We start from the raw sequence: 16,766 nt of genomic DNA on the forward strand, positions 1-16,766 counted from the left end.
TGTGAAAAGTCCGCCAGCATACCCGAGTCGCCTTGTGCTGTGCAGGGCTTACTGTGTCCCAACCCCTTCCCCGCAAGCGGGCAAGGGGAGCCAAGGCGTTTATTTCTGGTAGAAAGTATTTGGCAACCAAGTCGCTATATCGGGCAGCAGTCCGATCAGCAGCAAGGTCAGCAGCATAATGCCGACAAAGGGCCAGATGGAGCGGTAAATATCGGATAACCCAATCCCCGGCGGGGCCAGTGCGCGCATCATAAACAGGTTGTAGCCAAAGGGCGGGGTGATATAGGCAATCTGGCAAGTAATGGTATAGAGCACGCCGTACCAGACCAAATCAAAGCCCAGTTTTTGCACCAGCGGGATATAGAGCGGGGCGACGATCACCAGCATGGCGGTATCGTCCAAAAACATGCCCATCAGCAAAAAGGAGACCTGCATCAGCACCAGCACTTGCCAAGGCGCAAGCCCCAAGTCGCCCAAAAAGAAGCGCTCGATGGATTTAACCGCACCCAGGCCGTCAAATACTGCGCCAAAACAGAGCGCGGCAATCAAAATCCACATAAACATGCAGGTAATGCCAAGGGTTTTTTGCAGCACTTCGTTCCACAGTTTGAAACTTAAGCGCCCGCGAAACCAGGCAATCAAGGCCGATGAAATTGCGCCGACGGCGGAGCTTTCCACCAAACTCGCGCGACCGCTTAAAAACAGCCACATCATCAGCGCAAAAATACCGAGCGGGGCAATGCCGGCAGAGAGCAGGCGGATTTTTTGCGCAAACGGCACATTGCGTTCTTCTGCCGGTAGCGCAGGCCCCAGTTTGGGATTGATTCGGCAGCGCAGCCAAACATAAAGGCCCATCAGCACCGCCATCATCAGCCCGGGCAGCACGCCCGCCAGCCAAAGCTGGCCGACCGGCACACGCGCAATCATGCCGTAGAGGATCAGCACCACCGAAGGCGGCAGCAAAATACCCAAGGTGCTGCCGCCCTGCACTACGCCGGTCATCATCTGTTTATCGTAGCCACGGCGCAAAAGCTCCGGCAGAGCAATGGTAGCGCCAATGGCAAGCCCTGCCACCGACAGGCCGTTCATGGCGGAAATAATCACCATCAGCCCAACCGTACCCAGCGCAAGACCACCGTTGAGCGAACCCATCCAGACATGAATGGCCTTGTACATGTCCTCGGCAATGCCGGATTCGGACAGCATATAGCCCATAAACACGAACATCGGCACGGTGAGCATGGGATACCACTTGACCAGCTTCATCGCCGAGGCAAAGCCCATTTGCGAACCGCCGTCGCCCCACAGCAAAAAGGCGGCGACCACGCCGACAAAGCCAATCACGGCAAACACGCGCTGCCCGGTCAACAGCAGCACCATCATGCCGGCGAACATGGTTATCGCTATCAGCTCGTAACTCATTGGATGGGCTTCCCGCGCAGTACCGCAATATCTTTAATCAGCGCGGAACTCGCCTGCGCCAGCATCATCAGCACGCCAAAGGTCATGATGATTTTTATCGGTGCCATATAGGGGCGCCAAGCGCTAAAACTTCTTTCTTTAAATTCAATGGCATAAATACTGCTGCTGATGCCGCCGTAGAGCATAAAACCTAAAAATACCAGCAGCGCGGTAATGGTCAGCACGTCAAAAGCGGCGCGTTTTTTGATAGACCAATTGCTGTAGAACAAATCCATCCGCACATGGTCGCCGCTCTGCATGGCAAAGGCACCGCCCAACATGTAGTAGGCGGCCATCACAAACTGCGCCGATTCGAGCGTCCAGTTGGCGGGCAGGCGCAGCATTTTCGATAGGGATGAGTAGAACAAAATCGCCGTGATAACAAAAATCAGGTACATGGCCAGCAAACCCACGCGCCGATTAAAGCCATCGACCCAGCGCACATAACGGCAAACAAGTTCAGGCATGGTTTTTCCTTTTATTATTGATCATGTTTTTATCGACAACCCAAGCTCTTACTGTATGGGACAGGCCGCCCTGCCCGCAACCCTAAGCCAAGACCCTAAGGCAAGATACAACGCACAAGTTGGCGCTGGCAGCAGGAATTACTTACAGTAGGCAGTTAAGACTTGCCATTGGCAAGAATGGAAACTTGGCTCGCGGCAAGCCAGACAATACAGGGAATCGTTCCATGCAGTCGGATAAGCCCTTATCCCCCCCCAAGCTCTGGCGCACCTTGCTGGCAGCACTGGCGATGCTGTTTGGCATCAGCAGCATTGTGGTCTGGTGCTGGTATTTGCTCGACCAATACCAAAAGCATGAACACCAGCACCGCTTTGAACTGAATGTACAGGCACTGAGCGAGATTTTACAGGCACGCATGCGCTCTTACGAAATGGTGCTGCGCGGCGTATCGACCGCCTTTGTGGGCAAGGATGCCGACAAACTGTCTTTGGCGCAGTGGAAGCAGGTCACCGACCAGTTGCGCGTACAGGAGCTATACCCAGGCATCAGCTCAGTGGTATGGGCGCGTTATCTGCGTGACGCCGAGCAAAGCGACTTTCTGGCGCATACTTATGGAGACTTTCGGATATTTCCTGAAGGTAGGCGCCCTCAGTACCTGCCCATTAAATTTATCAGTCCGCTTAACGAAAGCACCAGCGCCGTACTTGGGCTGGACTTATTAACCCATCCACAACAAAAACAGGCCATCCTTGAGGCCGTTGATGAAGGCCGTGCGGGGCTGTCCGAACCGCTGGATTTATACGAGCTGTCCCCCGATGAACCGAGCAAGCGACTAGGGTTAATCATGTATTACCCGGTTTACCGTAACGGCATGGTGCCTGCTACAGCAGAAGAACGCCGCACCGCTCACCTTGGCATGACCGATGCGGCCTTTCGCAGTAATGAACTTGCCGAGGGTATTTTTGGCTCACGCTTGCGACTGTTTCATATCACCGCCCACGATGTTAAAGCCAATCGGCAAATTTTTGACAGCAGCCAAACACAACCTCTGAATGCGCCTCCCGGCTGGCAGCCCACACTCTCGGTGCAGTTGGATTTACCGCTGTACGGACGCACTTGGCGTCTGACCATCCACAGTACGCCGGAATACGAACAAGTACTGGTCTCTCGCAGCCAAGATCTGGTGCTGTTGATGGGGCTGTCTACCGCCGTGCTGGTAGCATTACTGACCGGTGCTTTTGTCTGGCAGCGAGACCGGCAAATGTACGCCAGTGAAAAAGTCTCGCAACATCTGCATGAACAGGCCGAACAACTGATACTCGCCAACCGCTACAAAACCGAATTTCTCGCCAACATGTCGCACGAGTTGCGCACGCCGCTTAACAGCATCCTGATATTAAGCGACCAGTTGCGTCAGAACAGCAGCGGCAATTTGAGCGACAAGCAAGCGCGTCACGCCGATATTGTCTACCGCGCAGGCAGTGACCTGTTGGGGCTGATTAACGATGTGCTGGATTTAGCCAAGGTCGAAGCCGGACGCATGCAAATTGCCATGGAGCCGCTTAATTTGCAGGATTTACTGGTGGACCTGGATGCCGCCATGCGCCCACTCGCTGAAGCCAAGGGATTGCACCTGTACATCCCCAAACTGGACAGCCAAAGTGACGTGCCGCAACGTGTTTTTACCGACCAGGTGCGCCTGCATCAGATACTGCGCAACCTGTTATCCAACGCCATCAAATTCACCGACCACGGACAGGTACAGGTACTGGTCAGCGCCGGCGAAAAACGCAAAGACGGCAGCGTACTGATGAACTTTACCGTGCGCGATACCGGCATTGGCATTGCGCCGGATAAACACAAACAAGCGTTTGAAGCGTTTCAGCAACTGGACGGCTCGACCCGCAGGCGCTACGGCGGCACCGGCCTTGGCCTTGCCATTACCCGCCAGCTCACCAAAGCCTTAGGCGGCAGCATCGAACTGCAAAGCGCCCTGGGTCAAGGCGCAACCTTTAGCGTACAGTTGCCGATGCAGGTGGTACCCGCCCTGCTGCCAAGCGAACTGCCTTCGCCCAAGCGTGAAGGTGAAGGCCAAGCCTTACTGATTGTCGAAGACGACACCCACTTCGCCGAGGTGATCGCCGAACAGGCGCACGCCCACGGCTTTGCCAGCGTGCACTGCATATCCGGCCTGCAAGCGCTGGAACTGTTGAAAACCGAACCCTTTGCCGCTGTCGTGCTGGACATCCTGCTGCCGGACATCAGTGGCTGGCAACTGTTCAGAAGGCTGCGCGCACAGCCCGCACACCGCCACACACCGGTGCATATCATCTCCTGCCTGCCGCAGCCGGATCGGCTCGACGAACCGGGCACTCACTACCTCACCAAGCCGATTGAGCGCGACTCGCTGGAGGAGCTCTTTATCAGCCTGAAAGACGACACACAAAAGAGCGAAGGCACGCCACTGCTACTGGTCGAAGACGTTGAAGCCGAGCGCGAACACTACCGCGCGCGTTTAACCGAATTCGGCTTTAACGTCACCGCCGCCAGCACCGCCAAGGCAGCGCTAGCGGCTTGGATAAAAGGCTCGTTTGCCGTGCTGGTGCTGGATTTAAACCTGCCCGATGCCGACGGTTTCAGCCTGCTCGACAGCCTGAACGAGCACCGCCCGCTGCAAGGCACGCGCATAGTGATCAATACCGGCCTGGATGTCTCGCACGAGGGCTTGCAGCGTCTTTGTAGCTACAGCGCCGCTGTGGTACGCAAAAAAGGCGACGACACCGATTTGCTGGGGCAAGCGGTACAGGGCTTTTTGGCGGGTATCAGCGCTGAAGTCGCGCCAGAAGAACAGCGTAGTGAACCCGCAAGCGCCGCCAGCGAGCCACATCTCAGTCTGCAAGGCCACCGCCTGCTACTGGTGGATGACGACATCCGCAACCTCTACGCGATGAGCGCCCTGCTCGATGAATTTGGCTTTGACATCAACACCGCCAGCAATGGCGAAGAAGCCATTGCCCAATTCCAGCAATCAGCGCCGGATTTGATTTTGATGGACATGTCCATGCCGGTGATGGACGGCTACATCGCCACCAACTTGCTGAAAACCGAGCACGACTGCACCATCCCCATCATTGCCTTGACCGCCCACGCAATGAAAGGCGACCGCGAAAAATGCCTCGCCGCCGGTGCCGACGATTACCTTGCCAAACCGGTAGACCCTGAGCAGCTACGCCGCGTGTTGGAACATTGGCTGCTGCACCCACCACGGACTGGAAACTAAACGCATGCCCGCCTTACCCTCAAGCAAAAGTCCAGTCACCTCGGCACCGATACTGCTGGTGGTCGATGATCTCGAAGCCAATCTCGAAGCCATGCGCGCACTGCTAGGCGGTGACAAACACTGGCAATTGCGCAGCGCCAATTCCGGTGAAGCAGCGCTGCGCTGCCTGCTCGCCGAAGACGTATCCTTGGTACTGCTCGACGTACAAATGCCCGGCATGGACGGCTACGAAGTGGCCGAACTGATGCGCAGCAGCCCGAAAACCCGCTACACACCGATTATTTTTGTCTCTGCCATTGCCCGTACCCAAGAACTGATTTTGCGTGGCTACAGCAGCGGCGCGGTGGACTTTATCCTCAAACCCTTTGACCCGCCGGTACTGCTGCTTAAAGTCAAAAACCTGCTCGCCTACGAAAGCAACCGTCGCGAATTGCAGCGCATCGGTGCACAGCTCGAACGCCAACGCGCATTTAGCGACTCGGTACTTAACAACGCCGCCGAAGGCATCATGGTGGTCGATGAACACGGGCAAATTCAGTACGCCAACCCCACCATGGCCGAATTTACCGACAGCACAGTCGAGCGTCTGCAAAAAACCGCCTTTTGCTCCCTGATTGCAGAGCCCAAAAGCGAACGAGACTGGCAGGCCTCCTCCTTTTACCAGCATTGGCAAAAGCGTCAGGTTTACCGCCTGTACGAAGCCGAACTACAGCGCAAAGAAGGCGCCAGTCCTCTGCCGGTCGCGCTGTCCTGTGCACCGCTGCCACCGCCGCAGCGGGCAATGGTCATTATTGCCCGCGATATTTCCGTCGAACGCGAGCTAAGAACACGCCTTGAAGCGCTGATTATCAGTGACCCGTTAACCGGCCTGCTCAACCGCCGTGGCTTTTACCTCGCCGCAGAATCCGCACTGGAGCGTGCGAAACGCAGCAATAACCCATTTGCCGTGATTTATCTGGATCTCGACGGCTTTAAACGCATCAATGATTCGCTGGGACATGCGGTCGGCGATGAACTGCTCTGCCAAGTAGGCAAGCAGCTTAAAACCGAACTACGCGCTTACGACGCACTGGCGCGCATTGGCGGCGATGAATTTACCATCCTGCTCGATGCCCTTAACCAGGAAAGCGATGCGGCGCGAATCGCCGACAAATTGCTGAGGTTAATTTCGATACGCCATCAGCTGGGCAATGAAGCTTTTTCCATCAGCGCCAGTGCCGGTATCGTCTGCTACCCGCAAGGCGGCGATACCGTGGAAGGTCTGCTGCGGGCGGCGGATATGGCCATGTATGAAGCCAAGCAGAATAGGTCCGGCTACCACTTCCACTCGCCGCAAATGACCCAACGTGCCAAGGAGCGCCTGAAACTGGAACAAAGCCTGCGCCAAGCGGTCGAGCAACAACAGTTCAGCCTGCTCTACCAACCGCAGTTTTACCTGCAAAGTGGCGCGCTGCGCGGCTTTGAAGCCCTGCTGCGCTGGACACAGGGCAACACCGCCAATATCTCGCCGCTGCAATTTATCCCGCTCTTGGAAGAAACCCATCTGATTAACCCGCTGGGCGAATGGATTTTTGCCGAAGGCTTAAGCCATCTTAAAAAGCTGCGCGAGCAATTGGGCAGCGGGTTTGTGCTGAGCCTCAACGTAAGCCCGGTGCAATTTGCGCAGCCGCAACTGGTCGAGAACCTCACACAACTTTTACACGACCGCAACATAGCCTCCAGCCAGCTTGAAGTGGAAGTCACCGAAAGCACCTTAATGAGTGATATGCAGACCACCCAAAAACACTTGTCGCAGTTGCGCGAGCTGGGCGTAAAAGTCGCGGTGGATGATTTCGGCACCGGCTATTCATCACTGGCTTATCTGCGCCAGTTCGATGTTGACAGCTTAAAAATCGACCGCCTGTTTATCGCCAATATGCTCAGCTCCCGCCGCGATGCCGCCATCATCAGCACCATTATCGACCTCGCCAAGCACCTGGAACTGGAAGTGATTGCCGAAGGGGTAGAAACCGAAGAACAACGAAAGTGGCTGCTGGCACACCAATGCTCCACCCTGCAAGGCTGGCTGGTCGCCCCGGCACTGCCACTGGAGCAGGCGCTGCAAGTCCCAAGACAACTTAGCTGGAACCAGCTGCCGCTGGACAAAGGCTAAAAACCCTGAACAAGTCCGGCACTACCGCTCAAACCGCCTGCTTAAGCCTTGCGTTATAGCCATCACAAGCCAGCCCCACCACCGGCGGAATGGGCTTTGCGCCCGTGTGATAGTAAATAATGGTGCGCCGCGACAAGCCGAGCGCCTTAGCCGCTTCGTTTGCCGATAAGCCATTACGACGCATCCACTGATTGAAGGCGGCCACGGGATAAGCCTTACCCGCCTGTTCCCTGGCTAGCCGGTAAAGCGCCTCAAGTCCAATAGCCACGTCATCCGGCCACTCGACCGCATGCCCCCATTCATCCACTTGTGCCAAGAGGTAGCTATCACGCAAGCCTTCATAGCAAGGTGCGTCCAGGTACTCTGCAATGCAAGGCTCTATCGTCTTACCATTGCTTAAGCGCACACGCAGCCGGAAACCGTCCAGCGGCTCAACCTGTTTAATCGTTAGCATATTAAGTATTCCTTACAGGCCGGGATTGTGAGCGCGCCAACTTGCCAACACGTCCGCCCTGTTGACTTGCAGCCATGCTTGCGCCTGCTGCAATACTTCTGCTGGCAAGCTACCCACCAGTACCGCGCCGCTATTGATAGCCAGCGATGCACGAAAGTTCGATCCGGTCACGTGAACATGTGGCATGCCATGTTCACGCCCATAAACCGATAGCTTCCAATGGCCGCGTCGCTCCAAGGTAGTCATGCCGTTATGCTAGTGCAGATTATTCACTGGCACAAACGCTGCTTTATGGCCTGCTACCTGTAGCGTCTGCGTATGTTCAGAGTGTCCTTAAAAATCTTGCGTAAGAGGAGCCAAGGAGCGTGCCAAGGCATTCATGACAAGCCCGGCGCGCGGCGCTATATTCGCCGTCTCTGCCTTGCTCTTGAAGGAAAGCGGCTTATGTCCTACGTCCCGCCCGCCGTCTGGCAACCTGCGCCATCCGGCGGCAGTTTTGCCAATATCAACCGCCCTGTCTCTGGCGCTACCCATGAAAAAATCTTGCCGCTTGGCAAGCATCCATTGCAACTTTACTCATTGGCTACGCCGAACGGGATAAAAGTCACCATTTTGCTGGAAGAGTTGCTCGCGCGCGGTCACGCAGGTGCCGAGTACGATGCCTGGCTGATCAGGATTAACGAGGGCGAGCAGTTTTCCAGCGGGTTTGTCGCGGTCAATCCCAACTCGAAAATTCCGGCATTGGTTGATACCAAGGCTTCAATACGTGTTTTTGAATCCGGCTCGATTTTGCTCTATCTCGCGGAAAAGTTCGGTGAATTTCTGCCAAAAGACCTTAAAGCTCGTACCGAAACCTTAAATTGGCTGTTCTGGCAAATGGGCGCTGCGCCCTATTTGGGCGGTGGTTTTGGGCATTTTTATTGCTATGCCGAGGAAAAACAGCCATACCCGATCAACCGCTTTGCCATGGAAGCCAAGCGCCAGCTCGATGTACTGGATAAACAATTGGCGCAACATCCCTTTATCGCCGGAAACGACTACAGCATTGCCGATATGGCGATCTGGCCTTGGTACGGCCAGTTGGTATTGGGTGATTTGTATGAAGGTTCGGCGCAGTTTCTCTCGGTGCACGAATATGAGCATTTAAACCGTTGGGCGAAAACCATTGCGACGCGCCCGGCCGTTAAGCGCGGCGGGCGGGTTAATCGCACCTGGGGTGAAGATGCCGGCAATATTGCCGAACGGCACGATGCCCGCGATTTGGATTAAACCGTTAATTTCTCCCCCAGGGTTGGGGGAGAGACTTCAAGCCAGCTTTTTATAACGCACGCGGTGCGGTTGCGCGGCGGCTTCGCCCAAGCGTTTTTTGCGGTCGGCTTCAAACTCGCTGTAGTTACCGGCAAAAAACTGCACCTTTCCATCGTCCTCGTAGGACAGAATATGGGTGGCGATACGGTCGAGAAACCAGCGGTCATGGGAAATCACCACGGCAACGCCGGGGAAGTCCAGCAGCGCTTCTTCCAACGCACGCAGGGTTTCCACGTCAAGGTCATTCGACGGCTCGTCGAGCAGCAGCACATTGCCGCCTTGTTTTAAGGTCAATGCCAGATGCAGACGACCCCGTTCCCCGCCGGATAAATCCTTAACAAACTTTTGCTGGTCTGCGCCCTTAAAGTTAAAGCGCCCGACATAGCCGCGTGACGGTATCTGATAGGCGCCAATCTGGATTTGCTCCAACCCGCCGGAAACCTGCTCCCACACGGTTTTGCCGTCTTCCAGGCTATCGCGGCTCTGCGCCACACTGGCAAGCTGCACGGTATCGCCCAGCTCAATGCGCCCGCTGTCCGGCTGCTCTTGCCCGCTAATCATGCGCAGCAAGGTGGATTTACCCGCGCCGTTGCCGCCAATCACGCCAACAATCGCGCCTTTGGGAATGGCCAGCGAGAGCTTGTCAATCAAAAGACGCTCGCCATAAGACTTGCTGACCTCGTGCAACTCAATGACCTTATCGCCCAGACGCGGCCCCGGCGGAATATAGATCTCGTTGGTTTCGCTGCGTTTTTGGAATTCCTGTGACTGCATTTCCTCAAACCGGGCCAGCCTTGCCTTGGATTTGGCCTGGCGGCCTTTTGCGCCTTGGCGCACCCATTCCAATTCCGCCTTCATGGCGCGAGCGTGCGCGGCTTCGGTTTTGGCTTCTTGCGCCAAACGGCTGGCTTTGGATTCCAGCCACTTTGAATAATTACCCTCAAACGGAATGCCGCGGCCACGGTCAAGTTCCAAAATCCAACCGGCGACGTTATCCAAAAAATAACGGTCGTGGGTAATGGCAACCACAGTGCCGGCAAAGTCATGCAAAAAGTGCTCAAGCCAAGCGACCGAATCGGCATCCAAATGGTTGGTTGGCTCATCCAGCAGCAGCATGTCCGGCGCGGACAGCAGCAAGCGACACAGTGCCACGCGGCGTTTTTCCCCGCCGGACAAGTGCTCAATTTTCGCCTCCCAAGGCGGCAGACGCAGTGCATCGGCGGCGACTTCCAGTTGGCGTTCGACATTGTGCCCATCCGCCGCTTGTACGATGGCTTCAAGGCGTGCCTGTTCGGCCGCCAGCGCGTCAAAATCAGCATCGGGTTCAGCGTAAGCGGCGTAGACCTCATCAAGACGTGCCTTTGCTTGCTTGACTTCACCGAGCGCCTCTTCGACCACCTCGCGCACGGTTTTGCTGGCATCAAGCTGCGGCTCTTGCGGCAGATAGCCGACTTTAATGCCGGGCATGGGGTGAGCCTCACCCTCAAACTCTTTATCCACCCCGGCCATAATGCGCAGCAAAGTGGACTTGCCCGCGCCGTTTAAGCCCAGCACGCCAATTTTTGCGCCGGGGAAAAACGACAGGGAAATATCTTTCAAGATTTCACGCTTGGGCGGCACAACCTTGCTCACCCGCTGCATGCTGTAGACGTATTGCGCCATAAAAATTGTCTGCGAGGAAAAACGCTGGATGCTGAAATTGTGGTGGGCCCGCAGGGACTCGAACCCTGGACCAAAGGATTATGAGTCCTCTGCTCTAACCGACTGAGCTACAGGCCCACAAGAAGGGCGCGGATGATAGCCGATTTTTCGTCGAATAAGTAGTAATACGCTTAAAATGCCCCGTTTTGCTAAAGGGAAACTTGACTGTGACGCACTCCTGCTCAGAGCTTCGCACTTTGCGTGACTACATCCGCTGGGCGGTCAGCCGCTTTAGCGAGGCGAAACTCCATTTTGGTCACGGCACCGATAACGCTTGGGATGAAGCGCGCTATTTAGTCTTGGGCGCATTGCATCTACCGTTTGAAACCGCCGATAAATACCTTGACTGCCGTTTGGATAATGACGAACGAAGGCATCTGCAAAGCCTGCTGCAAAAGCGTATTAAAGAGCGCGTGCCGGCCGCCTATCTGCTGGGCGAGGCGCTGTTTTGCGGACTGCCCTTTAAGGTGGATTCGCGTGTGTTAATCCCCCGTTCGCCGATGGGTGAACTGATCGGCCAGCAGTTTGCCCCGTGGCTGGCCTCGCCGCCCGCGCGGATTCTCGATCTGTGCTGCGGCAGCGGCTGCATCGGCATTGCTTGCGCCTATGCCTTTGAACAGGCTGAGGTTTGCCTGTCTGACCTGTCGCTTGCGGCGCTGCAAGTGGCCAAACAAAATATCCACGAACACGCGTTGACAAGTCGTGTGTACACGGTCTGTAGTGATGGCTTTAACGAGTTTTCCGGCCAGCGCTTTGATTTGATTGCGTGCAATCCGCCCTATGTGGATGCCGAAGACCTTGCCAGCATGCCCGCCGAATACCAGCACGAGCCGCGCATGGCGCTGGCCGCAGGTGCCGACGGGCTGGATCTGGTACGCCGCATTCTGGCCGAAGCAGCAGACCATCTCACTCCCAAAGGCACGCTGATTGTCGAAGTCGGCAACAGCCAGCGGCACGTCGAAGCGCTTTATCCAGAAATCGACTTCACCTGGCTCGAATTTGCCGAAGGCGGCCACGGCGTATTCCTGCTGGCTGCGGCACAATGCCGCGAGTATCAGGCGCTACTGCGCGAGCGCGTAGAATAGGCCGCGCTATTTGCCCTTCCAATAACAGGAATTTGCCATGACCGTGCGCATTTGTATTCTGGAAACTGACATCCTTCGCCCACAACTCATTGAACAATATAAGAGTTATGGAACCATGTTCCAGCAACTGTTCAGCCGTCAGCCGCTTGGCGCCACTTTCCACTGTTTTAATGTGGTGCAAGGGCATTATCCGGACGATAGCGAGCGCTTTGATGCTTATTTGATTACCGGCAGCAAGGCGGACTCGTTCGGCCAGGATGACTGGATTGGCAAACTGCGCACTTATCTGCTTGCCCGTTATCAAAACGGCGACAAACTGCTGGGCGTGTGTTTCGGTCATCAGCTGATGGCATTACTTTTGGGCGGTAAGGCCGAACGGGCAAGCCAGGGCTGGGGCGTGGGCGTGCACCAATACCGCGTACTCAGCCAAGAACCTTGGATGCAGCCCGCGAGCGAGACTTTTAATCTCTTGGTCAGCCATCAAGACCAAGTGACCCAATTGCCAGAGGGTGCCCAGTTGCTGGCGAGCAGCGATTTTTGCCCCAATGCCGCCTATCGCATCGGAGGGCAAGTATTGTGCTTTCAGGGTCATCCCGAATTTACCCACGAGTATTCGCGCGACCTGCTTAATCTGCGCCGCGAGGCATTCGGCGAGACGGTCTACCAAGCCGGTATCGAAAGCCTCGCCAAGGAGCAGCAGGGCGCGCAGATTGCCGAGTGGATGATCCGTTTTTGCATGGCGTAACGCTTAACCTATGCCACTGCGTTTCTTGCTGATTTTGGGCAGCTTAAGTGCCTTTGGCCCGCTCGCCATTGACTTTTACCTGCCCGCCTTCCCACAAATCGCCAAAACCTTTGCCACCGATACCCAGCATGTGCAAATCAGCCTTGCCGTGTATTTTGCCGGCGTCGCCATCGGCCAGTTGCTCTACGGACCGCTGGCCGACCGCTTTGGTCGCAGGCCGCCGCTGCTCGCCGGGCTTTTGCTGTTTTGCGCCGCCTCGCTGGCTTGTGCGCTTGCGCCTTCATTGAACTGGCTGATTGGCGCGCGTTTTGTACAGGCGCTCGGTGGTTGTGTCGGCATGGTGATACCGCGCGCGGTGGTGCGTGACCACTGCGACACCTTGACCTGTGCGCGGGTGTTTTCGCAACTGATGCTGGTGATGGGAGTCGCGCCCATTCTTGCGCCACTCGGCGGTGGGGCGTTGCTGAGCCTGTTCGGCTGGCCGTCGATTTTCTGGTGCTTAACCCTGTTTGGTGCGCTGTGCACACTGGCGGTTATTCGCTGGCTGCCCGAATCCTTGCCGCAAGGCGAACCACGCCGCCCGCTGCGCCATGCGCTGTCCGGCTATCTGCATTTGCTGCGCGACGGTGTATTTATTGGCCATGTGTTAACCGGCGGCTTGGTTCTCGGCGGCATGTTCAGCTATATCGCCGGTTCCCCCTTTGTATTTATCGAGTTCTACGGCGTAAAGCCGGAACACTACGGCTGGCTGTTTGGCAGCAATGCCGCGGGATTTATCCTCGTCGGCCAACTCAATGCCAAGCTGCTTTATCACCATTCGCCAGACTATTGGCTGCGCCGCGCACTTTGGCTGCATTTGGGTTTTGCCGCGCTGCTCTTTGGCGTAACGGCTTGGCAACCCAATAACCTGTGGCCGCTGCTCGCCCCGCTGTTTTTGTGCATAGCGAGCCTAGGCTGCATTTTGCCCAATACCACCGCTTGCGCCATGTCCGGCCAAGGCCATAACGCGGGCATTGCTTCGGGACTGCTTGGCTCGCTACAATTTTGTCTGGCCGCAGGGGCAGTTGCCTTATTGCACCATCTGCACAATGGCAGCGTACTGCCGCTAGGCGTCGTCATTACCCTCTGTGCATTGGCCGCTGTGGCTATGGCACAGTTGACTCACCGCTTGGAACGTCGCCGTTTGCTTAATTCATCGGGAGCCGCATCATGAAACTGCTACAAAGCCTTTTATTGTCCGTTTTCTTCAGCTTGAGCGCCTTGGCGCATCACTACGAAGCGGGCGACTTGCATATCGGCCATCCTTGGTCACGCGAAACCCCGCCGAATGCGCAAACGGCGGCGGCTTATCTGACCATCGACAATCGCGGCCAGCAGGACGACCGCCTGCTCTCTGCCGAAACCCCGGCAGCTGCGCGCGTGGAACTGCACGAGCACGTCCACAAAGACGGTCTGATGAGCATGCAGCAAGTCGCTGAAGTCCGCATCCCCGCCGGGGAAGAAGTGAAATTCGCCCCCAATGGTCTGCACCTGATGCTGTTTTCACCCAGCAAACACTACCAAGACGGCGAACGCTTCCCGCTCACCCTACAGTTCGCCCGCGCCGGCAAGGTGGAAGTGGAAGTCGTTGTGCAAAAAAACGCAAGCCCAGCCAAAGGGCATGAGCACGAGCATCACGAACACGAACACTAAGGACGCTCTGAATAAGTCGAGCGGCCAAGCGAGCACGGCAGACCGCCCGACGCCGCAACGCCTGTGGCGCAGGCACTTATTCAGAGCATCCTTAAAAATATCGCGCGTACTATGCTCGCAACGGTATTTTCCCTGTATTTCTTCTCATTTTCCCCCCCCTCATTTTTCATCCCATTGTCGGCACGGAGAAGCCCATGAGCGTTTCCACCCCATCCGATAACCGCAATCTGGGCTTGCTGGTTGCGGTGCAGTCGCTGGGCGGCGCATCGCCTTCCATCATTATCGCGCTGGGCGGTATGGTGGGGCAGATGTTGAGCAGCAATCCGGCGCTCTCGACCCTGCCAGTCAGCCTGTATCAGCTTGGTGTGGCGCTGTCCACCATCCCTGCCGCCTGGGCCATGCGCCACTTCGGGCGCGGCGCGGCTTATTTGCTGGGGGCGATCATCGGCATGCTGGCTTCAACACTGGCGGCATGGGGCATCGTTGCTGGCAGTTTTTTGTATTTTTCTCTGGGCGTGGCGATGTGCGGGTTTTACGGCGCGTGCGTGCAGAGCTACCGCTTTGCGGCGGCCGATGCGGTAGCGCCCGAACGCCGCGCCCGCGCGATTTCGTGGATCATGGTCGGCGGGCTGCTGGCGGCGGTCATCGGCCCGCAAACCATCATCCTCACCGACGGCATGCTGCCCGCTACGCCTTTTGCCGCCAGTTTTCTGGGCTTTGCCTTTCTGGCGCTGCTCTCTGTGCCACTGCTGGCGCTGCTACGCCTGCCCAAATTGAGCCCGCAGCAGCAACGTGACACCGGTCGGCCATTAAGTGAAATCATCCGCGCTCCGCGCTTCATCGTCGCCGTGATGGGCGGGGTCGTCTCTTTTGGTTTGATGAGCTTTATCATGACCGCCGCGCCCATGGCGATGGTGGCCTGCGGTTTCGAGCGCGGCACCGCCATCTTGGGTTTGCAATGGCACGTGCTCGCCATGTTCGGTCCCAGCTTCATCACCGGACGACTGATCGACCGCTTCGGCAACAACGCCGTGACGGCGACGGGCCTGGTGCTGATTGCCGCCTCCGGCCTGCTCGCGCTGGGCGGGCTGGAACTGCTGCACTTCTGGGGATCATTGATTTTGCTGGGGCTGGGCTGGAACTTTGGCTTCATCGGTGCCACGGCTATGGTGACGGACTGCTACCAGCCTGCGGAACGCGCCAAGGTGCAGGCGCTCAACGACTTTATGATTTTCGGCACCGTCGCCGCCGCGTCCTTCTTTTCCGGCCACCTGCTCAATACGGCGGGCTGGGACATCATCAACCTGTATTTATCGCCGATAGTTGCAGTGGTGCTGCTGGCGCAATTGGCGCTGGCGGTGTTTGAGCGCAAAAACCGGCAGGCGGCGGCGTAAAAGCAAGGGAGCCTCTGAACAACTCAGCGCGCCGCATGTCTCTACGGATTCGGGCGTTCTGCCGCGTTGCAAATCCTCGCCAGAGCTGCGGCTATCGCTGTGGTTTGCGCCTTGCAGCCCATCCCGAACCGTAGCACCTGCTTGCCGCTCGACTTGTTCAGAGGCTCACTAAAGTTTTTCTGAATCGGTTTAGTAAAGCAGCGCTTCCTGAAAGGAAGCGACTGTATCTGCTAACGATTTGGCAGCAGCAGCGATAGTAAAAACAACGCCGCGGCGCAAAGTACGATGGAAGGACCGGCTGGCGTGTCGGCAAACCAGGACAGGCTGATGCCGAGCGCGACTGCGAAAAGGCCGATAAGGCTGGCGCGGACGGCCATTTGCAGCGGGCTTTTGGCGTGGCGGCGAGCGGCGGCGGCGGGTATCAACAGCAAGGCGGTAATCAGCAGCATGCCGACCACTTTCATGGCAAGGGCAATCACCAGCGCCAGCATCAGCATCAGCGCAAGGCGCAGTGCGGCGACCGGCAGCCCTTCGACTTCGGCCAGTTCCTCATGCAAGGTCAGGCGCAGCAGCGGCCGCCAGAGCAGTGCCAGCAGCAGCAACACCAAGGCGCTGCCGCCCAAAATCGGGATCAGTTCGCCACGCGATACCGCGAGCAGGTCGCCGAACAGGTAGCCTTCGATATTGACCTGCACATCGCGCATAAAGCTCAGCAGCACCAGCCCCAGCGATAAGGTGCTGGGCGCAAGGATGCCCAGCACGCTGTCTGCCGCCAGTTTCTGCCGTTGTTGCAGCAATAAAAGCAGTACAGCGAGCAACAGGCAGGTAACTGTTACGGCCAGCGTCGGCGCGATGTCCAATAAAAAGCCCAGGACGATACCCAAGAGCGCCGCATGCGACAGGGTGTCGCCAAAATAGGCGAGCCGCCGCCACAGTACAAAAGAGCCTAAAGGCCCGGCCACCAGTGCCAGTGCAAAGCCTGCCAGCAGCGCGTTTTGTAAAAAAACAGGCATGCTTAATCGGCCAGGC

14 protein-coding genes and 1 tRNA gene are annotated in these 16,766 nt (G+C 56.9%); 8 read left to right on the forward strand and 7 right to left on the reverse strand.

Translation table 11 applies throughout. The features are described from left to right. Window positions 1-99: 99 nt before the first annotated feature. Both AXE65_RS03270 and AXE65_RS03275 read right to left on the reverse strand, forming a co-directional pair. Complete coding sequence (locus AXE65_RS03270) at window positions 100-1,422, reverse strand: TRAP transporter large permease (protein WP_068388045.1); 1,323 nt, start codon at window positions 1,420-1,422, stop codon at window positions 100-102. Next, on the reverse strand, window positions 1,419-1,928 hold the full coding sequence (locus AXE65_RS03275) for a TRAP transporter small permease subunit (protein WP_068388047.1): 510 nt from the start codon (window positions 1,926-1,928) through the stop codon (window positions 1,419-1,421). The genes AXE65_RS03270 and AXE65_RS03275 overlap by 4 nt, the downstream gene beginning before the upstream one ends. Window positions 1,929-2,152: 224 nt before the next feature. Here AXE65_RS03275 and AXE65_RS03280 point away from each other — a divergent pair, with 224 nt between their 5' ends. Continuing rightward, on the forward strand, window positions 2,153-5,206 hold the full coding sequence (locus tag AXE65_RS03280; protein WP_068388049.1) for a CHASE domain-containing hybrid sensor histidine kinase/response regulator family protein: 3,054 nt from the start codon (window positions 2,153-2,155) through the stop codon (window positions 5,204-5,206). Window positions 5,207-5,210: 4 nt separating this feature from the next. Further along, complete coding sequence (locus tag AXE65_RS03285; RefSeq protein WP_068388051.1) at window positions 5,211-7,358, forward strand: putative bifunctional diguanylate cyclase/phosphodiesterase; 2,148 nt, start codon at window positions 5,211-5,213, stop codon at window positions 7,356-7,358. Window positions 7,359-7,386: 28 nt separating this feature from the next. On the opposite strand, the gene AXE65_RS03290 is transcribed toward AXE65_RS03285, so the two are convergent. Continuing rightward, window positions 7,387-7,812: a DUF2442 domain-containing protein gene (locus tag AXE65_RS03290; RefSeq protein WP_068388053.1), complete on the reverse strand. Its 426-nt coding sequence runs from the start codon at window positions 7,810-7,812 to the stop codon at window positions 7,387-7,389. Between the two features lie 12 nt (window positions 7,813-7,824). Then, the gene (locus AXE65_RS13235) at window positions 7,825-8,058 is read right to left on the reverse strand and encodes a DUF4160 domain-containing protein (protein WP_079214026.1); all 234 of its coding nucleotides are present in this window, start codon (window positions 8,056-8,058) and stop codon (window positions 7,825-7,827) included. A 198-nt stretch (window positions 8,059-8,256) separates the two neighbouring features. On the opposite strand from AXE65_RS13235, the gene yghU reads away from it, so the two are divergent. Continuing rightward, on the forward strand, window positions 8,257-9,081 hold the full coding sequence (gene yghU / locus AXE65_RS03295; RefSeq protein WP_068388056.1) for a glutathione-dependent disulfide-bond oxidoreductase: 825 nt from the start codon (window positions 8,257-8,259) through the stop codon (window positions 9,079-9,081). A 36-nt stretch (window positions 9,082-9,117) separates the two neighbouring features. Here the strand turns inward: yghU and ettA are convergent, their stop codons facing one another. Both ettA and AXE65_RS03305 read right to left on the reverse strand, forming a co-directional pair. Then, complete coding sequence (gene ettA / locus AXE65_RS03300) at window positions 9,118-10,782, reverse strand: energy-dependent translational throttle protein EttA (RefSeq protein WP_068388059.1); 1,665 nt, start codon at window positions 10,780-10,782, stop codon at window positions 9,118-9,120. A gap of 40 nt (window positions 10,783-10,822) precedes the next feature. Continuing rightward, window positions 10,823-10,899 (reverse strand) — tRNA-Ile (locus AXE65_RS03305). Window positions 10,900-10,988: 89 nt separating this feature from the next. Here AXE65_RS03305 and prmB point away from each other — a divergent pair. From prmB to AXE65_RS03330, 5 genes are all read left to right on the forward strand, one after another. Then, window positions 10,989-11,906, forward strand: coding sequence for a 50S ribosomal protein L3 N(5)-glutamine methyltransferase (prmB, locus tag AXE65_RS03310; RefSeq protein ID WP_068388062.1), 918 nt, complete (start codon window positions 10,989-10,991; stop codon window positions 11,904-11,906). Between the two features lie 37 nt (window positions 11,907-11,943). Then, a complete protein-coding gene (locus tag AXE65_RS03315; protein ID WP_068388065.1) occupies window positions 11,944-12,651 on the forward strand; it encodes an amidotransferase in 708 nt (235 codons plus the stop codon). 10 nt (window positions 12,652-12,661) lie between these two features. Then, window positions 12,662-13,864: a multidrug effflux MFS transporter gene (locus AXE65_RS03320; RefSeq protein WP_068388069.1), complete on the forward strand. Its 1,203-nt coding sequence runs from the start codon at window positions 12,662-12,664 to the stop codon at window positions 13,862-13,864. Next, the gene (locus tag AXE65_RS03325) at window positions 13,861-14,343 is read left to right on the forward strand and encodes a copper chaperone PCu(A)C (protein WP_068388072.1); all 483 of its coding nucleotides are present in this window, start codon (window positions 13,861-13,863) and stop codon (window positions 14,341-14,343) included. Before AXE65_RS03320 ends, AXE65_RS03325 begins: the two co-directional genes overlap by 4 nt. 194 nt (window positions 14,344-14,537) lie before the next feature. Then, on the forward strand, window positions 14,538-15,737 hold the full coding sequence (locus tag AXE65_RS03330) for an MFS transporter (RefSeq protein ID WP_068388075.1): 1,200 nt from the start codon (window positions 14,538-14,540) through the stop codon (window positions 15,735-15,737). Window positions 15,738-15,967: 230 nt separating this feature from the next. Here the strand turns inward: AXE65_RS03330 and znuB are convergent, their stop codons facing one another. Next, window positions 15,968-16,750, reverse strand: a complete 783-nt coding sequence (gene znuB, locus AXE65_RS03335; protein ID WP_068388078.1) for a zinc ABC transporter permease subunit ZnuB — start codon at window positions 16,748-16,750, stop codon at window positions 15,968-15,970. Window positions 16,751-16,766: the final 16 nt, after the last annotated feature.

Source organism: Ventosimonas gracilis (genome assembly GCF_001580025.1).
GTDB lineage: Bacteria > Pseudomonadota > Gammaproteobacteria > Pseudomonadales > Pseudomonadaceae > Ventosimonas > Ventosimonas gracilis.

Bases quoted from the DNA above. Each gene is read 5' to 3' on its own strand.
- AXE65_RS03270 (WP_068388045.1), bottom strand. From the start codon at position 1,422: ATGAGTTACGAGCTGATAGCGATAACCATGTTCGCCGGCATGATGGTG.
- AXE65_RS03275 (WP_068388047.1), bottom strand. From the start codon at position 1,928: ATGCCTGAACTTGTTTGCCGTTATGTGCGCTGGGTCGATGGCTTTAAT.
- AXE65_RS03280 (WP_068388049.1), top strand. From the start codon at position 2,153: ATGCAGTCGGATAAGCCCTTATCCCCCCCCAAGCTCTGGCGCACCTTG.
- AXE65_RS03285 (WP_068388051.1), top strand. From the start codon at position 5,211: ATGCCCGCCTTACCCTCAAGCAAAAGTCCAGTCACCTCGGCACCGATA.
- AXE65_RS03290 (WP_068388053.1), bottom strand. From the start codon at position 7,812: ATGCTAACGATTAAACAGGTTGAGCCGCTGGACGGTTTCCGGCTGCGT.
- AXE65_RS13235 (WP_079214026.1), bottom strand. From the start codon at position 8,058: ATGACTACCTTGGAGCGACGCGGCCATTGGAAGCTATCGGTTTATGGG.
- yghU (WP_068388056.1), top strand. From the start codon at position 8,257: ATGTCCTACGTCCCGCCCGCCGTCTGGCAACCTGCGCCATCCGGCGGC.
- ettA (WP_068388059.1), bottom strand. From the start codon at position 10,782: ATGGCGCAATACGTCTACAGCATGCAGCGGGTGAGCAAGGTTGTGCCG.
- AXE65_RS03315 (WP_068388065.1), top strand. From the start codon at position 11,944: ATGACCGTGCGCATTTGTATTCTGGAAACTGACATCCTTCGCCCACAA.
- AXE65_RS03320 (WP_068388069.1), top strand. From the start codon at position 12,662: ATGCCACTGCGTTTCTTGCTGATTTTGGGCAGCTTAAGTGCCTTTGGC.
- AXE65_RS03325 (WP_068388072.1), top strand. From the start codon at position 13,861: ATGAAACTGCTACAAAGCCTTTTATTGTCCGTTTTCTTCAGCTTGAGC.
- AXE65_RS03330 (WP_068388075.1), top strand. From the start codon at position 14,538: ATGAGCGTTTCCACCCCATCCGATAACCGCAATCTGGGCTTGCTGGTT.
- znuB (WP_068388078.1), bottom strand. From the start codon at position 16,750: ATGCCTGTTTTTTTACAAAACGCGCTGCTGGCAGGCTTTGCACTGGCA.